The organism is Paracoccus ravus (assembly GCF_004522175.1).
Lineage (GTDB): Bacteria > Pseudomonadota > Alphaproteobacteria > Rhodobacterales > Rhodobacteraceae > Paracoccus > Paracoccus ravus.
This window is the reverse complement of the sequence record NZ_SDEB01000026.1, coordinates 17,702-38,030: the sequence shown is the minus strand read 5'-3', so window position 1 is coordinate 38,030 and position 20,329 is coordinate 17,702. Positions and strand designations below refer to the sequence as shown.

The following is a 20,329-nucleotide window of genomic DNA, read 5'->3' as shown; positions in this document are numbered from 1 at the left end:
GGAGACTGAATTGGCAAGAAACGTGCTCATTATCGGCGCCGGTGGCGTCGCCCAGGTGGTCGCGCACAAGATTGCGCAGAATGCTCAGGAATTCGGTGCGCTGCATATCGCCAGCCGCACCGTCGCCAAGGCCGACAAGATCATCGAGAGCATTCGTGAGAAAGGCCATTCGGTCGAATTCACCTCGCATCCGCTCGACGCCATGGACAGCAATGCCGTGGCCGAACTGATCCGCAAGGTCGACGCCAGCATCGTCGTCAACGTCGGCTCGGCCTTCGTGAACATGACCGTGCTGCAGGGCTGCATCGACACCGGCGCGGCCTATATCGACACCGCAATCCACGAGGACCCGGCCAAGATCTGCGAGACCCCGCCGTGGTACGGCAATTACGAGTGGAAGCGCCGCGAGGCCTGCGAGGCCGCCGGCGTCACCGCCATCCTGGGCGCGGGCTTCGATCCGGGCGTGGTGAACGCCTATGCCCGCCTCGCCGAGGACGAGTATTTCGACAAGGTCGAGTCGATCGACATCGTCGACATCAATGCCGGCAGCCATGGCCGCTGGTTCGCGACGAATTTCGATCCCGAGATCAATTTCCGCGAATTCACCGGCACGGTCTATTCTTGGCAGAAGGGCGCGTGGCAGGAAAACAAGATGTTCGAGGTGGGCCGCGAATGGGACCTGCCCGTCGTCGGCAAGCAGACCGCCTACCTGTCCGGCCATGACGAGGTCCACAGCCTTTCCGCCCGCTACAAGGATGCCGATGTCCGCTTCTGGATGGGCTTCGGCGCGCATTACATCAATGTTTTCACCGTGCTGCAGAACCTCGGCCTGCTCAGCGAGCAGCCGGTCAAGACCGCCGAGGGCCTCGAGGTCGTGCCGCTGAAACTGGTCAAGGCCGTGCTGCCCGACCCGGCCAGCCTTGCGCCCGATTATGTCGGCAAGACCTGCATCGGCGACCTGGTCAAGGGCTCGCTGGACGGCAAGCCGGGCGAGGTCTTCATCTACAACGTCGCCGATCACAAGGAAGCCTTCGAAGAGGTCGGCAGCCAGGGCATCAGCTACACTGCCGGCGTGCCGCCGGTCGCGGCGGCGATCCTCGTCGCGCGCGGCACCTGGGACGTGAAGAAGATGGCCAATGTCGAGGATCTTCCGGCGCGGCCCTTCCTTGAGCTTCTGGGCGATCTCGGCCTGCCGACCCGCGTCATCGACGCGACGGGCGACCACCCGATCTGAGGGCTCCTGCCCCCGATTTGACCAATTTGGCCCCGCGGACAGGAACTTGCCCGCGGGGCCAGCGTTTTCTGGCGGCCTGCTGAAGCGATACGAGGCGCCTCGTGACACCACCTGATGACCTGCCCCATATGTTTCCTCGCCTCGAGCGAGAGGAAGGGGCGGAGCCGCGACGCGTCGCGAACTGGGCCGTGATCGGGATCTTCATCCTGTTGCTTTTCTGGTTTGTCGCACAGGCCCGGGATTTCCTGATGCCGGTCACGCTCGCCTTTCTTCTGTTCTTCGTCTTCGTGCCGTTTCGGCGCCTGATGGAGCGCTGGGGCTTGGGTCCGGGCGTCACCGCGACCATCGTGTCGCTGGGTCTGGTGGTGGCGCTGGCCGTCATCGGGCTTTTGGTCTCGGGGCCGATCGAAAGGGTGATAGACAACGCGCCCCGGATCGGTGTGCGGCTGGAAAACCGCATGGCCGAGATCAGGCAGAATTTCGAGGGCATCGAGCGCGTCGCCCGCAAGATCGACGAGATCGCCGGTGCGGTCCCTCCGAGCCCCGAGGAGAAGGAAACCGTCCCCGCCATGCCTGGTGCGGAGCCCGACCCCGACGTGATGGGAACCGTCACCGGCAGGGTGACCAGCATCCCGGCCCCCGGTGCGCCCCAGCCCCCCGATCAGCATATCGAGGTCGAAGTGAACCAGCCCCAGACGTCGACCACGCTGAGCAGCCTCATCGACCTGGGTCCGGCCGTGGCAAGCCAGATCATCTTCACACTGTTCCTGCTGTTCTTCATGCTCTCTTCGGGGGATCTGCTCTATCTGAAGATCGTGCAGAGCTTTGACCGCTTGCGCGACAAGCGCGCGGCCTATCTCGCCCTGCGCGAGATCGAGGACCGGCTGGGGGCCTATCTCGGCGCGATCACATTGATCAATGCGGGTCTGGGCCTTGCCCTCGGTCTGGCGATGTGGGCCTGGGGGATGCCCTCGCCCGTCCTTTTCGGGCTGGTGGGTTTCCTGCTGAACTTCATCCCCTATATCGGCGCGGTCTGTGGGGTCATCATCGCGGCGTTGGTCGGGGTCTTTGTCTTTGACGACCTGTTCACCCCCTTCATGGTCGCGCTGACATATCTCGCGCTGACCGCCATCGAGGGGCAACTCATCACGCCCTATTTCGTCTCGCGCAAATTGCAGTTGAACACGGTCGTGGTCTTCCTGACCGTGGCGCTCTGGGCATGGCTCTGGTCGGTTCTGGGCATGATCGTCGCGGTGCCGCTGCTTGTCGTCCTGCGGGTTCTTGCGGATCATGTGCCCCAGCTTGAAAAGCTTGGGAACTTTCTTGCCGGAGAAGCGCCACCCCGGCTCGAGGATGATCCCGAACCCGAACCCGAAGAGCGCGCCGCCACGCCGCATTGAGGGCTGGATCATGCGACCCGCAATGTCATGATGGCGTCATGTCGTCCTGTCGATTCGCGCTGAATGTCCAACCCTCCTGACCCTCTCGCGCCGCGCCTGCGCATCGGCTTTCTTCTGGCGCCGCGCTTCACGCTCTCGGCCTTTGCGAATTTCGTGGACGTGCTTCGACTGGCCGCAGACGAAGGCGATGGATCACGTCCGATCCGCTGCCAATGGAGCGTCCTCTCGGCACGGGCCTTGCCGGTCCTGTCCTCTTGCGGGGTGCGGGTCGAGCCGGCCGCGCGGTTGGGCGATCCGGGGCGCTTCGACTATATCGTCACCGTCGGCGGTCTGATCGAGGGTGGCCCGGGGCTATCCCCCGAGGAAGAGTCTTTTCTGAAAAGGGCCGCTGCACAGAGGGTCGGGCTGGCGGGCATCTGCACCGGCGTCTTTGCTCTGGCGCGGCTGGGGCTGATGGACGGCTATCGCTGCTGCGTAAGCTGGTTTCACCATCAGGACTTCCTGGCTGAATTCGAACGCATGCAACCTGTCTCTGACCAGATCTTCGTGGTGGATCGCGACCGGCTCAGCTGTTCGGGCGGGGTCAGCGCCGCCCATCTCGCGGCATTCCTGATCGACCGCCATCTGGGTCGCGCCGCCGCCCGCAAGAGCCTTTCGATCATGATGATCGACGAGCCGCTCGAGGGCAGCCGCCCCCAGCCCGGCCTGCCGCTGGAACTCGGCGCGCGCGATCCCCTCGTCCGTCGCGCCTTGCTTGCCATGCAGCAAAACATGAATGCGCCCCTTTCCGTCGCGCGGATCGCGCGTGACCTTGGCGTCGGAAGACGTAAGCTGGAACGGCATTTCAGCGCCGATCTGGGGATACCACCTGCCGATGCGTCGCTGCGTATCAGGCTGGCCCAAGCGCGGATGCTGCTGGCGCGCCGTGACCGGACAGTGACGCGGATCGCCGAGGAAACCGGCTTTTGCGATGCGTCCCATCTGATCCGTGTGTTTCGCGAGACCACCGGGATGACGCCCGACATCTGGCGCAACTCACGCCCCGAAGAGGATCGTCCGAACCGGGTTTGACGCCGGGATTTCAGGGTCTTGCGGCAAGATATTGCCAATGGCGATCTTCCGCCTGCGGGTCGGCTTGCCGTTACCTGCGGCTCCGGGCAATCAGGTGGGGTGACGAACCCCTTCTTCGGAAAACAATAATGAATTTGCGCAATATCGGCTCTGCTCTGGTGATCTCGGCCCTGTCCGTTTCCGCGGCCTATGCCGACCCGCCCTGGCTGAGGCCGGGCCACGGCCCGGCTCCGCATCATGACAACCGTGATCATCACGGCCGTCACGACCGCCGCCCTCACGACGATCGCCATGATAACCGCCGAAACGATGACCGTCACGGGGACCGCCATGGGGACCGCCACGGGGACCGTCACGACAATCGCCGCCATGATGATCGCCGGCCGGATCGCGACGTCGTCCGCGCCGAATGCCCGCGCGGCATGTCCCTGCATGGTTCGCGCTGCTATACCGCAGACGGCTGGCGCGAATTCCAGAAACGCCAGCAGGATCGCAAGCTGCGCGCCGGGGATCGCTTCGAGCCGGCCCGCTATAGCCAGCTTCTGAACCCGCAGAGCTACAATCTGCAAACCGGAAGCGGTTACAATTACTACACCGACAACAACCAAGTCTATCAGGTCGACAGCAAGACGCAGAAGATCATGTCGGTCCTCAGCCTGATGCAGCTTATGAACCGCTGACAGAAAGAGGGGCGGACTTGTCCCGCCCCTTGACCCGATGCAGGCATCCTGCGGCGGGGATTGACATCAGGGGCGGGGATGCCCGATCTTCGGCCTCGCCGCCTGCCAGGCCGGACGGTGCAAGGTTCTGACAGGGACCGTTCGGAGGCAGCGGATGCGCAAACAGATCTCGGACCTGTCGAGCCCGACCGATGCGCCGCCAACCTATCCCAGGCTGTCCGAGGCTGCCTGGGTCTGGGCGCGGATCGCGCTTTTGTCCTTTGGCGGACCGGCCGGACAGATCGCGGTGATGCATCGCATCCTTGTCGAGGAAAAGCGCTGGATCGGCGATGCGCGCTTTCTTCATGCCCTGAATTTCTGCATGCTCCTGCCCGGCCCCGAGGCGCAACAGTTGGCAACCTATATCGGCTGGCTGATGCACCGGACCTGGGGCGGCCTGATTGCGGGTCTGTTCTTTATCCTGCCCGGGCTCGTCACCATCATGGTCCTGAGCTGGGTCTATGTCGGTTTCGGCGATCTGGGCGTGGTCGCCGGGGCGTTCTTTGGACTAAAGGCCGCTGTGCTGGCCATCGTTCTGCAGGCGGTCCTGCGGCTGGCCTCGCGCGCGCTGCGAAATCGCGCGACGCGGCTCGTTGCGGCAGCTTCCTTTGCCGCGATCTTCCTGTTCGGAGCGCCCTTTCCTCTGATCGTCCTTGGCGCGGCACTGATCGGGCTGCTGGCCGAGCGCGCGGGGGTCGCGGCATTCGCCCCACGGAATGGTCACGGCGCTCTGGGCCCGTCTCAGGTCGCCGACGCGGCCACGCTGCTGGGAGAGGAACTCGGCACGCTTCCCGAACCCGCCAGGCGCGCGGCGCTGGTCGCGGGATCGGTGGCTCTGGCTTTGTGGCTGCTGCCGGTCGCCGTCCTCGCCCTGACGTTGGGGCCCGGAAATGTCTTTGCCGCGATCGCGATTTTCTTCTCGAAGATGGCGGTCGTGACATTTGGCGGGGCCTATGCCGTGCTGGCCTATGTGGCGCAAGAGGCCGTCGGGACCTATCGCTGGCTCGCCCCGGGCGAGATGCTCGACGGTCTTGGACTGGCCGAGACGACGCCCGGCCCGCTCATCATGGTGCTGCAATTTGTCGGATTCCTTGGCGCCTTCCGTCAGGCAGGATGGGACAGCGCCTTGCTCGCCGGCAGCCTTGGCGGCTTGCTCGCGACCTGGGTGACCTTTGCGCCCTGCTTCGCCTGGATCTTTCTTGGCGCGCCCTTCATCGAGCGTCTGCGCACGAACCGGATGCTTTCGGCCGCACTGACCGCTGTCACCGCGGCCGTCGTGGGTGTTGTCCTGAACCTCGCGATCTGGTTCGCGCTCCATGTGATCTGGAGCGAGCTGCACCGGATCGAGGCTGGACCCCTGTCCTTTGAATGGCCGGTCGCTGCCTCATTCGACGCGGTATCGGCCGCGCTTACCGCTTTGGCTCTTTTCCTGGTCTTTGGGCTTAGGCTTGGAATGGCCCCGGTGCTGGCGATCGCCGCGGGGCTTGGCGTTTTGTGGCAGGCCATCGAGCCGTTTCGCCTGATTTTCGGATGAATGGTGACCCCGACAGGACTTGAACCTGTAACCTGCCCCTTAGGAGGGGGCTGCTCTATCCAGTTGAGCCACGGGGCCGCCGCAGATCCTTTTGCCCGCTCGCCGCGAGATTGGCAAGGTTGCCGCGCGACCCCAGACGCGATAACGGTAACAGGACTGTCGCTGGATATGCCATGACCATGAAAAGACCCCGTCGCCCCCTGACCTTGCGTGATGTTTCCGAAGCCTCGGGCGTCTCGGAAATGACCGTAAGCCGGGTGCTGCGCAACCGTGGCGATGTCTCGGCGGCCACGCGCGAGAAAGTCCTCACCGCCGCCCGCACCCTTGGCTATGTCCCGAACAAGATCGCGGGCGGGCTCGCGAGCCAGCGCGTGAACCTCGTCGCGGTGGTGATCCCCTCGCTCTCGAACATGGTCTTCCCCGATGTCCTCGGCGGGATCTCGGCCGAGCTCGACGATACCGGGCTGCAACCCGTGGTCGGCGTGACCAATTACAGCCCCTCGCGCGAGGATGCGGTGCTTTACGACATGCTGTCCTGGCGGCCCTCGGGGGTGATTCTTGCGGGCCTTGAACATAGCAAGACAGCACGGGCCATGCTCGACAATGCGGGCCTGCCCATCGTCGAGATCATGGATATCGACGGCGAGCCGATCGATACCGCCGTCGGCATCTCGCATAAGCGCGCCGGAGCCGAGATGGCGACCGAGATCCTGAATGCGGGCTATCGCCGCATCGGCTTCATCGGCACCCACATGCCCGAGGATCATCGCGCCCGCAAACGCCTGGCCGGTTTCGAGGATCGACTGGCCGAAGCAGGCGTCACCCTCGCCGCGCGCGAATATTACCAGGGTGGCTCGTCGCTTCTGAAGGGCCGCGAGCTGACCGAGCGCATCCTGACCCGCGAGCCGGATCTGGATTTCCTGTATTTCTCGAATGACATGATCGGCGCGGGCGGACTGATGTGGTGCCTCGAGAAAGGCTATGACATTCCGGGCCAATTGGGCCTTGCGGGTTTCAATGCCGTCGATCTTCTGGACGGGCTGCCGATGCGCCTGACCACAACGGATGCGCGCCGCATCGATATCGGTCGCCGTGCTGCACGCATCGTCTCGGGTAAAGAGCCCGCGCCCGAAAACGGCATCGTTGCCCTGTCGCCCACGTTCCGACCCGGCGACACGATCCGCAAACCCTGATGCAAAACGGGCGCGCCGCTCGGCACGCCCATCTTATTCAGTCGAAATCGGGGTAGAACAGCCCGCCGGGCGAGAGCGTGAAGATCTCGCAGCCATCGGCGGTGACGCCGATCGAATGTTCGAACTGCGCCGAGAGTGACTTGTCGCGGGTCACGGCGGTCCAGTCATCGGCGAGGATCTTGGTCTCGGGGCGGCCAAGGTTCACCATCGGCTCGATGGTGAAGAACATCCCCTCTTCCAGCACCGGGCCTTTGCCGGGGCGACCGAAATGCAGGACGTTCGGCGGCGCGTGGAACACCCGGCCCAGACCGTGGCCGCAGAAATCGCGCACCACCGACATGCGCTGGCTTTCGACATAGGATTGGATCGCCCAGCCGATATCGCCAAAGGTCGCGCCGGGGCGGACCGCCTCGATGCCCTTCATCAGGCTGTCATGGGTGACCTGGATCAGGCGCTTGGATTTCACCGAAGGCTTGCCCGCGACATACATGCGCGAGCTGTCGCCATACCAGCCATCGACGATCACGGTGACGTCGATGTTCAGGATGTCGCCCTCGGACAGGATCTTGTCACCGGGAATGCCGTGGCAGACGACATGGTTCACGCTGATGCAGCTCGCGTGCTGATAGCCGCGATAGCCGATCGTGGCGCTGACCGCGCCGGTTTCCTCGACACGGTTGCGGATGAAATCATCCAGCGCCCCGGTCGTCGCACCGGGCTGGACCAGGGGTCCGACCTCGTCGAGGATCTGCGCCGCAAGCCTGCCGGCCGCGCGCATGCCCTCGAAATCCTGAGGCTCATGGATACGGATCCCCTCTCGGGTCTGGCGTGCGTCGTTCATCTTATCCTCATGCATGGTTGCCCCTCAGATAGTCCCGCGACGCCACTTGTTCCAGTCCTACAGGCGGACCTATAGATTGATCCCAGATATTGAACGCCCGAGGAGCGTCCCATGCAATCCGACAATCCCACCGCCGCCATCCTCGTCATCGGGGACGAAATCCTTTCGGGCCGCACCCGCGAGGGCAATGCCCATCACCTCGCGGGCGTGCTGTCGGCGACCGGATTCGACCTGCGCGAGATCCGCGTCGTGGCCGATGACAATGAACAGATCGTGGCGGCAATCCGGGCCTTCGACAAGAGCCTTGGCGGGGCCTATGACCATCTCTTCACCTCGGGTGGCATCGGGCCGACCCATGACGATATCACCGCCGATGCCGTGGCCGAGGCGCATGGTACCACGGTCGAAATCCATCCCGAGGCTCGCGCCATTTTGCAGGCCCGTTGCGACCGGCTGGGTTTTGAACTGACCGAAAACCGGCTGCGCATGGCCCGTATCCCGGTCGGGGCCACTCTGATCGACAATGCGGTTTCGGGCGCGCCGGGATTCTCGCTTGGCAATACCCATGTCATGGCGGGTGTGCCCGAAGTGTTTCGCGGCATGGTCGCCTGGCTCATCCCGAAAATTCCCGGCGGGCGTCCGGTGCAGTCCGACACCATCCTCGTGCGTCGCGGCGAAAGCGACGTGGCCGAGGGGCTGAAGGCCGTGGCCGAGGAATTCGCGGATCTTTCGCTTGGCTCCTACCCGTTCCACGACCCGTCCGGTTGGGGAACCAATCTTGTAGTGCGCGGGCTTGATCCTGCGCGCGTCGCCGAGGCCATGGAGACGCTGCGCCAAAGGCTGGACCTGTGACACCCGACGATCCGGACCTTGCCCGCGCCTTCGAGACGACCTGGCCTGCCGCCGAATATGCCGATCACGGCGCGCTGCGCAGTGGCCGGGGGCTTGGCGCGGGCGGACGGGTCAGTTCGACACGCGCCCTGTCGCCTGACTGGAGCGCTGAGGATATCGCGATGGCCGAGGCACGGCACCGAGACTGGGACCAGCGGCCCATGTTCCGCCTGCCCGACAGCGACCAGCGCCTTTCCGAGGCCTTGACCGCGCGCGGCTACCGTCGCGAGACACCGACCGCGATCATGGCCGCGGAATCTGCGGCGCTGGTGCGGGCCTATCCGGCCATGACCACGTTTGCGATCTGGCCGGCGCTGCAGATCCAGCGCGACATCTGGGCTGCGGGCAATATCTCGGGGGCGCGGCAGGCGGTGATGGATCGCATCGCCCTGCCCCGCACGACGCTCCTGGGCCGGATAGATGACCGCGCGGCGGCCGCAGCCTTTGTCGCGGTGGATGGCGAGGTCGCGATGATCCACGCGATCGAGGTCGCGCCGCAATTCCGTCGCCGAGGCATGGCCGGCTGGCTGATCGCCCGCGCTGCGGAATGGGCCGCCGGTCACGGCGCGACCCGCCTTGGCCTGGCGGTCAGCCGCGCCAATACCGGCGCAAGGGCCAGCTATGACATGCTGGGTTTTCGCGAGATCGGCGGATACGGCTACTGGGCCAAGGATTAATCGCGCGCGGCGGCGAGCCTGCGAAATTCGCGCTTGAGCAGGTCCAGTTCATTGCGCATCAGATTCAACTCGGCCAGCAGATCCTCGTCCAGCGGCTTGCCGGCCACGATATTCATGCTGCCGAGATGGGCGGCATCGGGCGCGACGGGATCGCCCTCCTTGCCCTCGTCCTCGAGCAACAGAAAGCTTTGCAGCCCGTCCGAGAGTTTCTGCGAGGGAATGCCGACCGCCACGCGCCAGAGCCCGTCCTCCTGCGCAGTGACGCGGGCCTCGGCCAGACGTGCGCCCAGATGGACCAGGACAATGCGGGCCGGGGCCGTGTCGCGCCGAAGAAGCCCCTGCCAGATCCCGCTTTTCAGGCCAAGCGACTCGAACTGTTCCATGTCATGCCCCTCAGAATTCGGCCCGCGGATGGCGGGATAGGAAAAGCTCGCGGATCTCGACCGCATTCATCTCGGGCCGCTCGAAGATCAGGTCGAGCCAGATCTTTTCAAGCCGCTGTTCGTTCATATCGATCAGAGCAAGGTCGAACTCGACGATCTGCTGGCTTTGCAGCCCGGCCTCGATCCCATGCAGCGGTTGAAGCAATTCGTCGCTATTGGGGCCGTGGCCGATATTGAGCCGCGCATAGACGGTCAGCGGGCGCTCGACGACCAGCGACGCCTCGAGCCGGACAATGTGATTGCGCGTGAGCCCGTCGAGCGCCTCGGTCGGCAGGTCGATCGAGATCGACAGGAAACTGCCCGAAAAGCCAAAGACCTCAAGTTGCAGACCATAGGGCGAGAGATCCGTGGCGCGGGGATTGGTGATCTGCTCGAGGATCATCGCGTGGCCCTCGCAATCATGCCAGAGCGCCGCCCGGTCCCCCAGGCGCGTCCCCGAGGCCGGACGCGCGATCCCCCGCGGCGAGATCGGCCCGGCGAGAAACCCCGGCCGCCAGCGCCAGTCCGTTCCCCCCGGCAGATGCAGCGCATCGAGTGCGACCCGCGATGCGGCCGCACGCCGGTCCCCCCGCATCAGGAAACGATTGAGGCTGGCCCGCAGGGCCATGGCCTCGTCCGAAAGACGCCGGATGCGCTTTGGCGGCATGAATTCGACGCTCTCGGCCATTTCGGCCCATTGCAGCAGCACCCTCTGGCGCGCCTGCCTTTCAATCCATTGCCGCGGACGGACCGCCATATCCCTACCCCGTGTTGGTGGAGGTGATTAAAATCTATTGATCCATGTTGGAAAATTCGTAAGACCGCAGGCGCTTCGGGGCAAGAGGTCAGGTTCAGCCAATTGCGCGATTGATCCGAGCTGCCATGATCAGGTCATTCAATGTCACAGAATTTGCGGAATGGGTGGCAAAGGTGACACGAACATGCCCCCAACCGAACAGGATGTCGGGATGATGGTTCGCATCCTCGGCCTGCCATGCGACAAGATTGGCCAGCGCAGCGGCTTGCCGGAAATTGCGCATGCGCCATTCGCGCCGGATCGACTTGCTGTCCTCGGCCAGTACCCATCCGGGCAAGTCCGGCAGATGCGTCGCGATCTCCTCGGGCGTGAGCGCGCCTGCGCCCTGCACCACCTTCTGTTCCACCAATCGGCTCATCTTGCTTGCCTCACAGGATCGGCGCGGCCAGCGCCAGCAGGTTGTTGCGCAGCCGCCGCCACAGCGACCACGCCCGGATCTCGCCAAGGGTAATGGTTTCGGAACGCGTGATATAGCCTTCCTGCCGGGCATCCAGCTTGGCGGTCAGTTCGCCATCCACGAACAGCATGTTCATCTCGTAGTTCAGCTCGAAACTGCGGCGGTCCATGTTCGCGCTGCCGATCATCGCCATGCGCCCGTCGGCGGTGATGATCTTGGAGTGCAAGAGCCCGCCTCGGTAGAGCATCAGCTTCACCCCGGCCGAAACCAGCCCGTAATAGAACCCTTCGGATGTGGCCTGAACCACAAGCGAGTCGTTTCGTGCCGGCAGGATCACGGTCACATCCACCCCCCGCCGCGCCGCCGTGCGAATCGCCGAATCAAGCGAACTGTCGGGGACGTAATAGGGGGTCGTGATGACAAGGCGCGCGCGGGCCGCATGGATCATCGTGGCCATGCAATCGGACAGCGTCCCCTGACGATCGTCCGGGCCCGTGGCGACGACCTGCGCGATCTGCCCCTGCTCGAAGGCTTCCGGGATGACCTGAAGCATCTCGCCCAGATCCTCGCCGCGATAGCTCATCCAGTCCTGCAGAAAGACCGCCTGCATATGCCGCACCACGGGGCCTTCGATGCGCAAAAGCACGTCGATCCATGGCGCGAAGCGCGGCTTCACCGCGAATGCACGATCCGCGCAATTGCGGCTGCCGGTAAATCCGATGCGGTGGTCGATCACCACGATCTTGCGGTGATTGCGCACATCCATCCGTTGCAGCAGATTGCCGATGATCGGCAGGCCCAGAGGCAGGGCCTCGACACATTCCACCCCGGCCTCGCGCATCTGCCGCCAGCTTTCGGAATAGCTGAAGGCGCGCGAGCCAAACGCGTCGATCACCGCCCGGACCGTGACGCCGCGCCGCGCCGCGCGGATTGCGGCCTGCGCCACCGACCGCCCAGCAGAATCGTCGAGCCAGATATAGAAGAGCAGATGGATATGGATATCGGCTTCATCCATCGCCCGCACCAGATCGGCAATGGCGCTGTCATCCTCGGCCAGAAGATCGGCGCGATTGCCGCCGATGGCGCTGAACCCCGTCGTCGCCCGATTCGCCGCAATGAGCGGTGCCGCGAATTCGGGCGGCTCGCGCACGCGCCCCGGAATCGGCCGCCAGAGCCCGGAAAGCCGCGAGCGGACATTGGCGAGATGTTCGACCTCTGCGCCGCGTGTCCGGATCTCGCCGAAAAGCACATAGGCGAGGATCCCCAGCAAGGGCACCAGTTCGATGACCAGAATCCATGACAGGCGGACGCTTGGCTCCAGACGCGGACGCAAAAGCACGCGGACGGAGACCGCCAGCGCGACTGCATAGTGAATGAACACAAACATCTGGGTCCACATCCGCGCATCAAAGCCCGCGGCGCGCGGAATTGCAATTCCGCCTCCATTTGCCTAAGTGGACGGCTGGAACGCTGCGCAAGGGGACTTCTCGGATGAACTGGATCACCAACTACGTGCGTCCGCGCATCAATTCGCTGTTCTCGCGCCGGGAAGTGCCCGAGAACCTGTGGACGAAATGCCCGGAATGCGGAAACATGCTGTTTCACCGGGAACTCGCGGACAATCTGAATGTCTGCACCCATTGCGACCATCACCTTGCGATCACGCCGCGCGAGCGCTTTGCCGCGCTGTTCGATGGTGGCGTCTTCAATGAGGTCAAGGTTCCCGAGCCGGTCGCCGACCCGCTGCAATTCCGCGACCAGAAGAAATATCCCGACCGGATGAAGGCCGCGCAGAAATCCACCGCCGAGAAAGAGGCCATGCTGGTCGCCGAGGGCGAGATGGGCCGCACTCCCGTCGTCATGGCGGCGCAGGATTTCTCGTTCATGGGCGGCTCGATGGGCATGTATGTCGGCAATGCGATCATCGCCGCCGCCGAACGTGCGGTGAAGCTGAAACGCCCGCTGGTGCTGTTCTCGGCCGCCGGTGGCGCGCGGATGCAGGAAGGCATCCTGTCGCTGATGCAGATGCCGCGCACCACGGTCGCGGTGCAGATGCTCAAGGAAGCCAAGCTGCCCTATATCGTCGTGCTGACCCATCCGACGACCGGCGGCGTGACCGCGAGCTACGCGATGCTGGGCGATATCCAGATCGCCGAACCCAATGCGCTGATCTGCTTCGCCGGTCCCCGCGTCATCGAGCAGACCATCCGCGAGAAACTGCCCGAGGGCTTCCAGCGCGCCGAATACCTGCTCGATCACGGCATGCTCGACCGCGTGACCCATCGCAAGAAGATGCGCGAAGAGCTGATCTCGATCCTGCGCATGGTGATGCGCCAGCCCGCGCCGATCGCCGCCGACCTGCCCGCACCGGGCAATATCGCTCCGGCTGCCTCCGAGGCGGCGCCCGAGATGGGTGCCGTAGCGGCCGCAGGTGCGCCCGCCGCCACTGACGCCAAGACCCCGGCCTGATCGGGCAGCGCCATGACCACGTCGGATGCCATCCTGTCGCGCCTGATGCAATTGCATCCCAAGGTCATCGACCTGTCCCTCGACCGGATGGAGCGCATCCTCGCGGCACTGGGTAACCCCGAGCGCCGCATCCCCCCGGTGATCCATATCGCCGGCACCAATGGCAAAGGCTCGACCCAGGCGATGATCCGCGCGGGCCTTGAGGCCGCGGGCAAGCGCGTCCACGCCTATACCTCGCCGCATCTCGCGCATTTCCACGAGCGCATCCGCCTCGCGGGCGAGTTGATCGGCGAAAGCGAATTGGCCGCGATCCTCGAGGAATGCGAGGCCGCGAATGGCGGCCAGCCGATCACCTTCTTCGAAATCACCACGGCAGCGGCCTTCCTCGCCTTCTCACGGGTCCCGGCGGATTACACGCTGCTCGAGGTCGGCCTTGGAGGACGGTTGGACGCGACCAATGTGATCGACCATCCGGCGCTGACGGTCATCACCCCGGTCAGCATCGACCACACGCAATTCCTGGGCGAGACCCTGCCAGAGATCGCCGGTGAAAAGGCCGGGATCATCAAGCAGGGCGTGCCCTGCATCGTCGGCCCGCAGGCCCCCGAAGGCCGCGAGGTCATCGAGACCCGCGCCGAGGCTCTGAACGCCCCCCTGCGCATCGCGCGTCAGGATTGGGACAGCTATTGCGAGCATGGGCGGCTGGTCTATTTCGACGAGCAGGGCCTTCTGGACCTGCCCTTGCCGAACCTGCCCGGCCCGCATCAGATCCAGAATGCGGGCACGGCCATCGCCGCCCTGCGCGCTCTGGGTTTTGGCGAGAGTGCCGCCGAGGCTGCCGTCACCCGCGCCGAATGGCCCGCGCGGATGCAGCGCCTGACCTCGGGTCCGCTGACCGAGGCGGCGGCTGATTGCGAACTTTGGCTGGATGGCGGCCATAATCCCGCCGGTGGCGAAGCGCTCGCCGCGACGCTGGCCGCGATGCCACCACGCCCGACGCATCTGGTCTGCGGGATGCTGAACACCAAGGATGTCGAGGGCTACATGCGTCCCCTCGCCCCGCAGATCCGCAGCCTGATCGCCGTACCAATCCCCGAGGCCGACGCCACGCTTTCGGCCGTGGAAACCGAGACTGTCGCCGCCGCTTGCGGGATCGCCGCGACCACTGCGCCCGATGTGCTGGACGCCGTGCGCCGCATCGCGCTGGAGGAACCCGGCTCGCGGATCCTGATCTGCGGCTCGCTTTATCTCGCGGGCGTCGTGCTGCGCGAAAACGGCTGAGATCCGACCACGGGGTAACTGCCTCCGGCTCGCCGGGCGATTCGCGGCGATTGCAGACGGCACCCGCCCTTCGTCTGCCGGCTGAACCACCTTTGGGTGAATGCCCTTCCGGACCACGCAACTCCGGGGGTGTGTATCTCCACCGCTGAGCGTGTTCGCGTCGGAGATTCGCGGAAAATTAACTGTCTTTTTGTTCAGAATTAGGCAATTAGCGCGCAGCTCGGGTTGCCGGGCGCGCCCTCGGCCATAGGCTGATCCTCGTGTGTATGTGTAACGAGTTTCTGCGAGGTAAGCGTGCCTATAGTCGACATCACTTTTTACGTGACGGTCATCAAGAACAGCGTCGTCGAGTCCGATTCAAAGCTCATCACGCTCAAGATCGATGACAAGAACGGTGACGGTTTCATCGATCGCGCGGAATGGATCCATCATATCGGTGCCCCGCCCGGCCATCTTGCCGGAAGCACGACCCCTCCGGCACTCTGGACCGGAGACGGCACCGGCAATTTCAAGAATGGAACGCTTTACTCCCGCCTGCAGCTGAGTGCCGGAACCAATGTCAAGGAGCTGCTGAAGAACCTGAGCCACGGCGAATACAAGCTGGGGGTCAAGGAATTGCGGATCTGTTATCTCGCGGGCACGATGATCGCGACGCCCTCGGGCGAACGCGCGGTCGAGACGCTGGCTGCGGGCGATCTGGTCCTGACCCGAGATCACGGGGCGCAGCCACTCGTCTGGAAAGGCGCCTCTTCGGTCACGGCACAGGATCTCAACCTGTCGCCCGACCTGCGGCCGATCCGGATCCGTGCAGGCGCCTTGGGAGACGGGCTGCCCCGCCGCGACGTCGATGTTTCGCCGCAGCATCGCGTGCTGGTGCGCGATGAGGCGGGCGAATACCTGATCTCGGCGCGCCATCTGATGATGGCCGGACATCCGGGGGTCGGTCTGCGCCCGCTTGACGGAGCATTTGAACTGATCCACCTCGCCTGCGGACGGCACGAGATCCTGCTGGCCGAAGGTGCGCCGATGGAGTCGTTCTTCTGCGGCAAGATGGCGGTGCGCGCCTTGACCGCAACGCAGCGGCTCACCCTCTTCGCGGCCTTTCCCGATCTGGCCAGCGGCAAAAATCCGATGGAACCCGCCCGCCCCTTCATCAAGCACAAGGATTATCGCGAGATCCTTGCCCGCGCCGCGGTCGTGAAATGACCCGATGGTCAGCCGCGACCCCAGTCCGCGTCGCGCATCTCGCGTAGGCGGCTAGCGGTGCGCTCGAATTCGAACGCCCCTTCGCCCTCGGCATAGAGGCGTTCGGGATCGTCCGCACCGCTGGCGATCAGCCGCACCTTGGCCTCGTAAAGCGCGTCGATCAGCGTGACGAAGCGCTTTGCCTCATTGTAATTCGACTGGCTGAGGCGCGGGATGCCGTCGATGAAAAGCAGGTCCAGCGCCTCGGCCAAGGCAAGGTAATCCGCCGGGCCAAGGGGCTTGGCGCAGAGGTCCCAGAAACTGGCCCGGGCGATGCGCCCGACATGGCGGGGCAGTTCGACCTTGCGCCCCTTGACCTCGAGGACAAGCGGCGTGGCGGGCGCGCCGCCGGTCTCTTCGCGCCAGATCGCGTCAAGATGGCCATGGGCGATGCTGTCGGCGGGCGAGAACCAGACCTGCCCGCCCTCGTCCCGGTTCTGCCGGTGATCCGTGGCGCTGGCCAGTTCGATGACCTCCATCCGCTCACGGAGCAGCCCGATGAAGGGCAGGAAAAGCTGCCGGTTCAAGCCGTTCTTGTAAAGGTCCTCGGGGACGCGGTTCGAGGTGGTCACGACCGTCACGCCCTCTTCGAACAGCACCTGAAATAGCCGACCCACGATCATCGCATCGGCGATGTCGGTGATCTGCATCTCGTCGAAGCACAGCAGCCGGGTCTGCTGGGCGATGGCGCGGGCGACGGGGCGAACGGCATCCTGCTGGCCGGTCTTGCGCACGCCTTCCAGCGCGCCCTGCACTTCCTGCATGAATTCGTGGAAATGAACGCGGCGCTTTTGCGTCAGCGGCGCGGCCTCCATGACCAGATCCATCAGCATGGATTTCCCGCGTCCGACCCCGCCCCACAGATAGATCCCCTTCGCGCTCGCGGGCGACGGCGCGGCCGCGCCCTTCACCAGCTTGGACAGCCAGCCGGATTTCTGCGGCGCGGGCGCAGGCTGGGTGGCAAGGTCCCGGACCAGCCGGTCCAGCGCGGGCAGGACGCTGCGCTGCGCGGCATCGGGTGCAAGCTGGCCGGCGCGGACGCGGCCCTCGTAAAGTTCGGATACAGTCGCCATGCGAGACCCCTGCCAAAGAAAACACCGGCCCGCAAGGGGCCGGTGCGTCGTCCGTGGTGATGCTCAGCCGATCGCCTTGTTCCGGGTCTCGGCAGGGATGGTCAGGGTGACGATCGCGGCCAGGACCAGCAGCCCCGCAAAGACGCCGATGGCAATGCCGAAGCCCTGCGCCACCACGCTTCCCAGCAGCGAAGGCGCGAGCAGCCCGCCGACCCGCGCCATGGCGCTGGCCGTGCCCATGCCGGTCGCGCGCAGCCCGGTCGGGTAAAGCTCGGGCGTAAAGGCGTAAAGCGCGCCCCATGTGCCCAAAAGCGCGAAGCTCATCAGCAGAAGCGCCAGCCCCCCCATCAGCGGCGTGGCTGCCAAGGTGAACAGCGCACAGCCGATCGCGCTGAGGATCAGGAAGATCTGCAGCGTCCGCTTGCGGCCCCAGGCCTCGACGCCATGGGCGGCCAACGCATAGCCGGGGATCTGTGCGAGCGCGAGCAGCACAAGAAAGCCGTGGCTTTTCACGAAGCCCGCACCGCCGCTGGCGAGTTGCGAGGGCAGCCAGACAAACACCCCGTAATAGGATAGCGAGACCAGAAACCAAGTCGCGAAGATCGCGATGCTGCGCTTGCGCAGGTCCGGGCCGAAAATGCCTTGCCCGACCTCTGGCGCAGGCGGTGCCGCCAGAGCGACCTCGGGAGCCAGAGCGCGCGCGCCATTGCCAACCAGCACCCGGTTGACCACGGCACGCGCCTTGTCCTCCTGGCCGCGGCGCAGCAGGAACATCGGCGATTCCGGCACCCAGAGACGCAGGAAAACGCCCAGCAGCGCGGGCAGTGCGGCGACGGCAAAGATCCAGCGCCAGGCCTCGGCGGCTCCGGCCAGATGCGCGATCCAGGCGGTGAGTGCGATGACGATGGTGCCAATGGCCCAGAAGCCTTCGAGCCAGACCAGCCAGCGGCCGCGATTGCGCGGCGGCAGGAACTCGGCCATCAGCGCATAATCCACCGGCAGCGTGCCACCAACCGCCATGCCGGTCAGGAAGCGCAACGCCAAGAGCACGGTGAAATCCTGCGCAAAGGCCGAGGCCATGCCGAAGACCGCGTCGCAAAGCACTGTCAGGAGCAGCACATTGCGCCGCCCGATCCGGTCCGCGATGCGCCCGAACAGGGTCGCGCCCGCGAACATGCCCAGGAAGAACAGCGTCCCGGTCTGCAGGGCCTGCGGCACGGTCAGGCCGAAACTTCCCGCGATCGAGGCCGCGGTGAAGCCGATCGCCAGCACCTGCATTGCATCCGCCGCCCAGACCAGTCCAAAGATCCCGAGCAGCCGCCTCTGGAACCGTCCTGCCCCGCCCTGCGTCAGGGCGTCGTCGACCGTCATGCTCATATTGTCCCCCAAATTCCGAATCGGAAATTTGGCGGCATATGTTCACAACTTCGCGGGCGATGCCACCGCAGCAGTGCACGCAGCCAAGCCATGTCTTGCCTGACGGCCGGATCCGGGCCAAACCAACGTCATGCAGCCCGCGATCCAGCCCATTGCGCAGAGGATGCCGCACCCGGTCCGGGCGTGGCTGATCGCCTTTGCCGTGGTGCTGATGGCGGCCATGCCGGGACCGCAGGCCCCAGATGGCAAGGCCGATTTCGTCCATCTGACTTTGCTGCACTCAGTGCTGACCGGCCACGAAACCCGCCAGATCGTCTCGCGCAGCGATGCCGTGCAGGCCCGGGCAACGCCCGATGTCGACCTGCCGCACCAGCCGGGAGCGCCCCCTCCGGCCGCGCCCGCGATCCTCATTCTGAGCGGGACGAACCCGATCCAGCCCGGTGCGCGCAGCCCACCCCCGGCACGAGCCCGCGCGCCCCCTCTGTCCTGACGGTCGCAAAGCCTGCCGCGCGTTTCACGTGGAAACGCGGGCGTTTTGACCTATTCCAAAGGATAGCAGATGGATTTCGAACCACATGTCGTGCCGCCACCGGAAGCGGCCCCCGCCCCCATGGACAGCGCTCCGCGCAGACAGACGACCGAGCATCGCAGCCGCGCCTCGGTGGCGCTGCATTGGGCGCTGATGCTTGGGGGCTTCGCCCTCGTCGGATTGCTGGGACAGCTTCTGGGCTAAGGAAAGGGCGGCCCATTGGGCCGCCCGTCTTGATGTTCAATAGCTGATCGCGGCATGCTCGCGCAGTTCCGCGACCGAGGGACGCCCGAAGCCGAAGAAGTCCAGATAGGCCGGGATCTGTTCGAACAGCATGTCCGTGCCCACCTGATAACGGCAGCCGCGTTCGGCGGCGGTAGCCAGAAACGGCGTCATCTCGGATTTCATCACCACCTCGCCCACGAAAGTCGCGGGATCGATGCGCGCGACATCCATCGGCAGCGGATCCGCCGCATTCATCCCCAAAGGCGAGGCATTGACCACCAGATCGAAACCGGCCGGATCGTTGGAACCGGTCGAGACCGCCAGCGACGGATAGGCCTCGACGAGCCGGCCCCCCAGCGCCTCGGCGCTTGCCGCATGGGGGTCGAAAAGCGCGATCCGCGCCACGCCCGCCTTGGCCAGCGAGGCCGCGATGGCGCAACCCACCCCGCCACAGCCCACGACCAGCGCGGCGCGCCCCGCGAGCGCCTGCCCCTTGCCCAGCACGCCCGCGACAAAGCCTTCGCCGTCGAACATATCGGCCTCGATCAGCCCGTCTTCGGCGAGGCGCAGCGCATTGGCCGAGCCCGCGATCCGCGCCGTGACCGAGACGCGGTCGGCCAGATCCACCGTCGCCACCTTATGCGGCATGGTGACCAGCGCGCCGTGAATATTCGAGAGGCGGAACAAGAGTGGCAGGAAGGCCGCGTAATCCTCGGCCTTGCAGCCCATCGGCATGACCACCGCGTCGATGCCGCGATGCTCGAACCACGGGTTGTAGATCATCGGCGCCTTGAAGGTGCTGGTCGGATAGCCCAGATGCGCAATCAGCTTTGTCGTTCCGCGGATCATGTCCTGCCTCGGTTCTGCATTCGTCGCGCGGGTCTGCCGCGCCCCATGCAGATGGCAGCAGGTCGCCTTTACGTCAAATATCAAT

The 20,329-nt window shown here is 65.0% G+C and carries 21 protein-coding genes and 1 tRNA gene; 13 read left to right on the top strand and 9 right to left on the bottom strand.

The genetic code is table 11. The features are described from left to right. Positions 1–10 precede the first annotated feature (10 nt). From ESZ60_RS16935 to chrA, 5 genes are all read left to right on the top strand, one after another. Positions 11–1,234, top strand: a complete 1,224-nt coding sequence (locus tag ESZ60_RS16935) for a saccharopine dehydrogenase family protein (RefSeq protein ID WP_134681898.1) — start codon at positions 11–13, stop codon at positions 1,232–1,234. Positions 1,235–1,362: 128 nt separating this feature from the next. Further along, positions 1,363–2,634 (top strand): AI-2E family transporter, encoded by a 1,272-nt coding sequence (locus ESZ60_RS16930; protein ID WP_134681915.1) that lies wholly within the window; start codon positions 1,363–1,365, stop codon positions 2,632–2,634. A gap of 63 nt (positions 2,635–2,697) precedes the next feature. Continuing rightward, positions 2,698–3,705, top strand: a complete 1,008-nt coding sequence (locus tag ESZ60_RS16925) for a GlxA family transcriptional regulator (protein WP_134681897.1) — start codon at positions 2,698–2,700, stop codon at positions 3,703–3,705. Between the two features lie 128 nt (positions 3,706–3,833). Beyond that, positions 3,834–4,385 (top strand): hypothetical protein, encoded by a 552-nt coding sequence (locus ESZ60_RS21115; RefSeq protein WP_209021339.1) that lies wholly within the window; start codon positions 3,834–3,836, stop codon positions 4,383–4,385. A gap of 154 nt (positions 4,386–4,539) precedes the next feature. Beyond that, complete coding sequence (gene chrA, locus ESZ60_RS16915) at positions 4,540–5,958, top strand: chromate efflux transporter (protein ID WP_134681896.1); 1,419 nt, start codon at positions 4,540–4,542, stop codon at positions 5,956–5,958. A gap of 1 nt (position 5,959) precedes the next feature. Here chrA and ESZ60_RS16910 read toward each other — a convergent pair. Then, positions 5,960–6,036: transfer RNA gene (locus ESZ60_RS16910), tRNA-Arg, on the bottom strand. Between the two features lie 95 nt (positions 6,037–6,131). Between ESZ60_RS16910 and ESZ60_RS16905 the strand changes: the two genes are divergently transcribed. After that, positions 6,132–7,151 carry a LacI family DNA-binding transcriptional regulator gene (locus ESZ60_RS16905; RefSeq protein WP_134681895.1) on the top strand — a complete coding sequence of 340 codons (1,020 nt, stop codon included), beginning with the start codon at positions 6,132–6,134 and terminating at the stop codon, positions 7,149–7,151. A gap of 37 nt (positions 7,152–7,188) precedes the next feature. Here the strand turns inward: ESZ60_RS16905 and map are convergent, their stop codons facing one another. Further along, positions 7,189–7,992 (bottom strand): type I methionyl aminopeptidase, encoded by an 804-nt coding sequence (gene map / locus ESZ60_RS16900; protein WP_134681894.1) that lies wholly within the window; start codon positions 7,990–7,992, stop codon positions 7,189–7,191. 111 nt (positions 7,993–8,103) lie between these two features. On the opposite strand from map, the gene ESZ60_RS16895 reads away from it, so the two are divergent. Then, on the top strand, positions 8,104–8,844 hold the full coding sequence (locus ESZ60_RS16895; protein WP_134681893.1) for a competence/damage-inducible protein A: 741 nt from the start codon (positions 8,104–8,106) through the stop codon (positions 8,842–8,844). Next, a complete protein-coding gene (locus tag ESZ60_RS16890) occupies positions 8,841–9,560 on the top strand; it encodes a GNAT family N-acetyltransferase (RefSeq protein ID WP_134681892.1) in 720 nt (239 codons plus the stop codon). Before ESZ60_RS16895 ends, ESZ60_RS16890 begins: the two co-directional genes overlap by 4 nt. On the opposite strand, the gene ESZ60_RS16885 is transcribed toward ESZ60_RS16890, so the two are convergent. The 4 genes from ESZ60_RS16885 to cls form a co-directional block, all read right to left on the bottom strand. Next, positions 9,557–9,943 (bottom strand): hypothetical protein, encoded by a 387-nt coding sequence (locus ESZ60_RS16885; protein WP_134681891.1) that lies wholly within the window; start codon positions 9,941–9,943, stop codon positions 9,557–9,559. The two genes, ESZ60_RS16890 and ESZ60_RS16885, sit on opposite strands and share 4 nt — an antisense overlap. A 10-nt stretch (positions 9,944–9,953) precedes the next feature. Further along, positions 9,954–10,739: a DUF6478 family protein gene (locus ESZ60_RS16880; RefSeq protein WP_134681890.1), complete on the bottom strand. Its 786-nt coding sequence runs from the start codon at positions 10,737–10,739 to the stop codon at positions 9,954–9,956. Between the two features lie 94 nt (positions 10,740–10,833). After that, positions 10,834–11,157, bottom strand: a complete 324-nt coding sequence (locus ESZ60_RS16875; RefSeq protein ID WP_134681889.1) for a 4a-hydroxytetrahydrobiopterin dehydratase — start codon at positions 11,155–11,157, stop codon at positions 10,834–10,836. Positions 11,158–11,167: 10 nt separating this feature from the next. After that, positions 11,168–12,583, bottom strand: coding sequence for a cardiolipin synthase (cls, locus tag ESZ60_RS16870; protein ID WP_245155748.1), 1,416 nt, complete (start codon positions 12,581–12,583; stop codon positions 11,168–11,170). A gap of 104 nt (positions 12,584–12,687) precedes the next feature. On the opposite strand from cls, the gene accD reads away from it, so the two are divergent. From accD to ESZ60_RS16855, 3 genes are all read left to right on the top strand, one after another. Further along, positions 12,688–13,665 (top strand): acetyl-CoA carboxylase, carboxyltransferase subunit beta, encoded by a 978-nt coding sequence (accD, locus tag ESZ60_RS16865; protein WP_134681887.1) that lies wholly within the window; start codon positions 12,688–12,690, stop codon positions 13,663–13,665. 12 nt (positions 13,666–13,677) lie between these two features. Beyond that, a complete protein-coding gene (locus ESZ60_RS16860) occupies positions 13,678–14,946 on the top strand; it encodes a bifunctional folylpolyglutamate synthase/dihydrofolate synthase (RefSeq protein ID WP_134681886.1) in 1,269 nt (422 codons plus the stop codon). Between the two features lie 294 nt (positions 14,947–15,240). Beyond that, positions 15,241–16,152 (top strand): Hint domain-containing protein, encoded by a 912-nt coding sequence (locus ESZ60_RS16855; RefSeq protein WP_134681885.1) that lies wholly within the window; start codon positions 15,241–15,243, stop codon positions 16,150–16,152. Between the two features lie 8 nt (positions 16,153–16,160). Here the strand turns inward: ESZ60_RS16855 and zapE are convergent, their stop codons facing one another. Both zapE and ESZ60_RS16845 read right to left on the bottom strand, forming a co-directional pair. Beyond that, the gene (gene zapE, locus ESZ60_RS16850) at positions 16,161–17,264 is read right to left on the bottom strand and encodes a cell division protein ZapE (RefSeq protein WP_134681884.1); all 1,104 of its coding nucleotides are present in this window, start codon (positions 17,262–17,264) and stop codon (positions 16,161–16,163) included. A 63-nt stretch (positions 17,265–17,327) separates the two neighbouring features. Next, the gene (locus ESZ60_RS16845; RefSeq protein WP_245155747.1) at positions 17,328–18,635 is read right to left on the bottom strand and encodes an MFS transporter; all 1,308 of its coding nucleotides are present in this window, start codon (positions 18,633–18,635) and stop codon (positions 17,328–17,330) included. Between the two features lie 169 nt (positions 18,636–18,804). Between ESZ60_RS16845 and ESZ60_RS16840 the strand changes: the two genes are divergently transcribed. Together ESZ60_RS16840 and ESZ60_RS20865 are read left to right on the top strand one after the other, a co-directional pair. Continuing rightward, the gene (locus ESZ60_RS16840) at positions 18,805–19,131 is read left to right on the top strand and encodes a hypothetical protein (protein ID WP_167620202.1); all 327 of its coding nucleotides are present in this window, start codon (positions 18,805–18,807) and stop codon (positions 19,129–19,131) included. Positions 19,132–19,200: 69 nt separating this feature from the next. Further along, positions 19,201–19,374: a hypothetical protein gene (locus ESZ60_RS20865; RefSeq protein ID WP_167620201.1), complete on the top strand. Its 174-nt coding sequence runs from the start codon at positions 19,201–19,203 to the stop codon at positions 19,372–19,374. A 36-nt stretch (positions 19,375–19,410) separates the two neighbouring features. Here ESZ60_RS20865 and ESZ60_RS16835 read toward each other — a convergent pair whose 3' ends face one another. Continuing rightward, positions 19,411–20,244: a shikimate dehydrogenase family protein gene (locus ESZ60_RS16835; RefSeq protein ID WP_134681881.1), complete on the bottom strand. Its 834-nt coding sequence runs from the start codon at positions 20,242–20,244 to the stop codon at positions 19,411–19,413. Between the last annotated feature and the right edge of the window lie 85 nt (positions 20,245–20,329).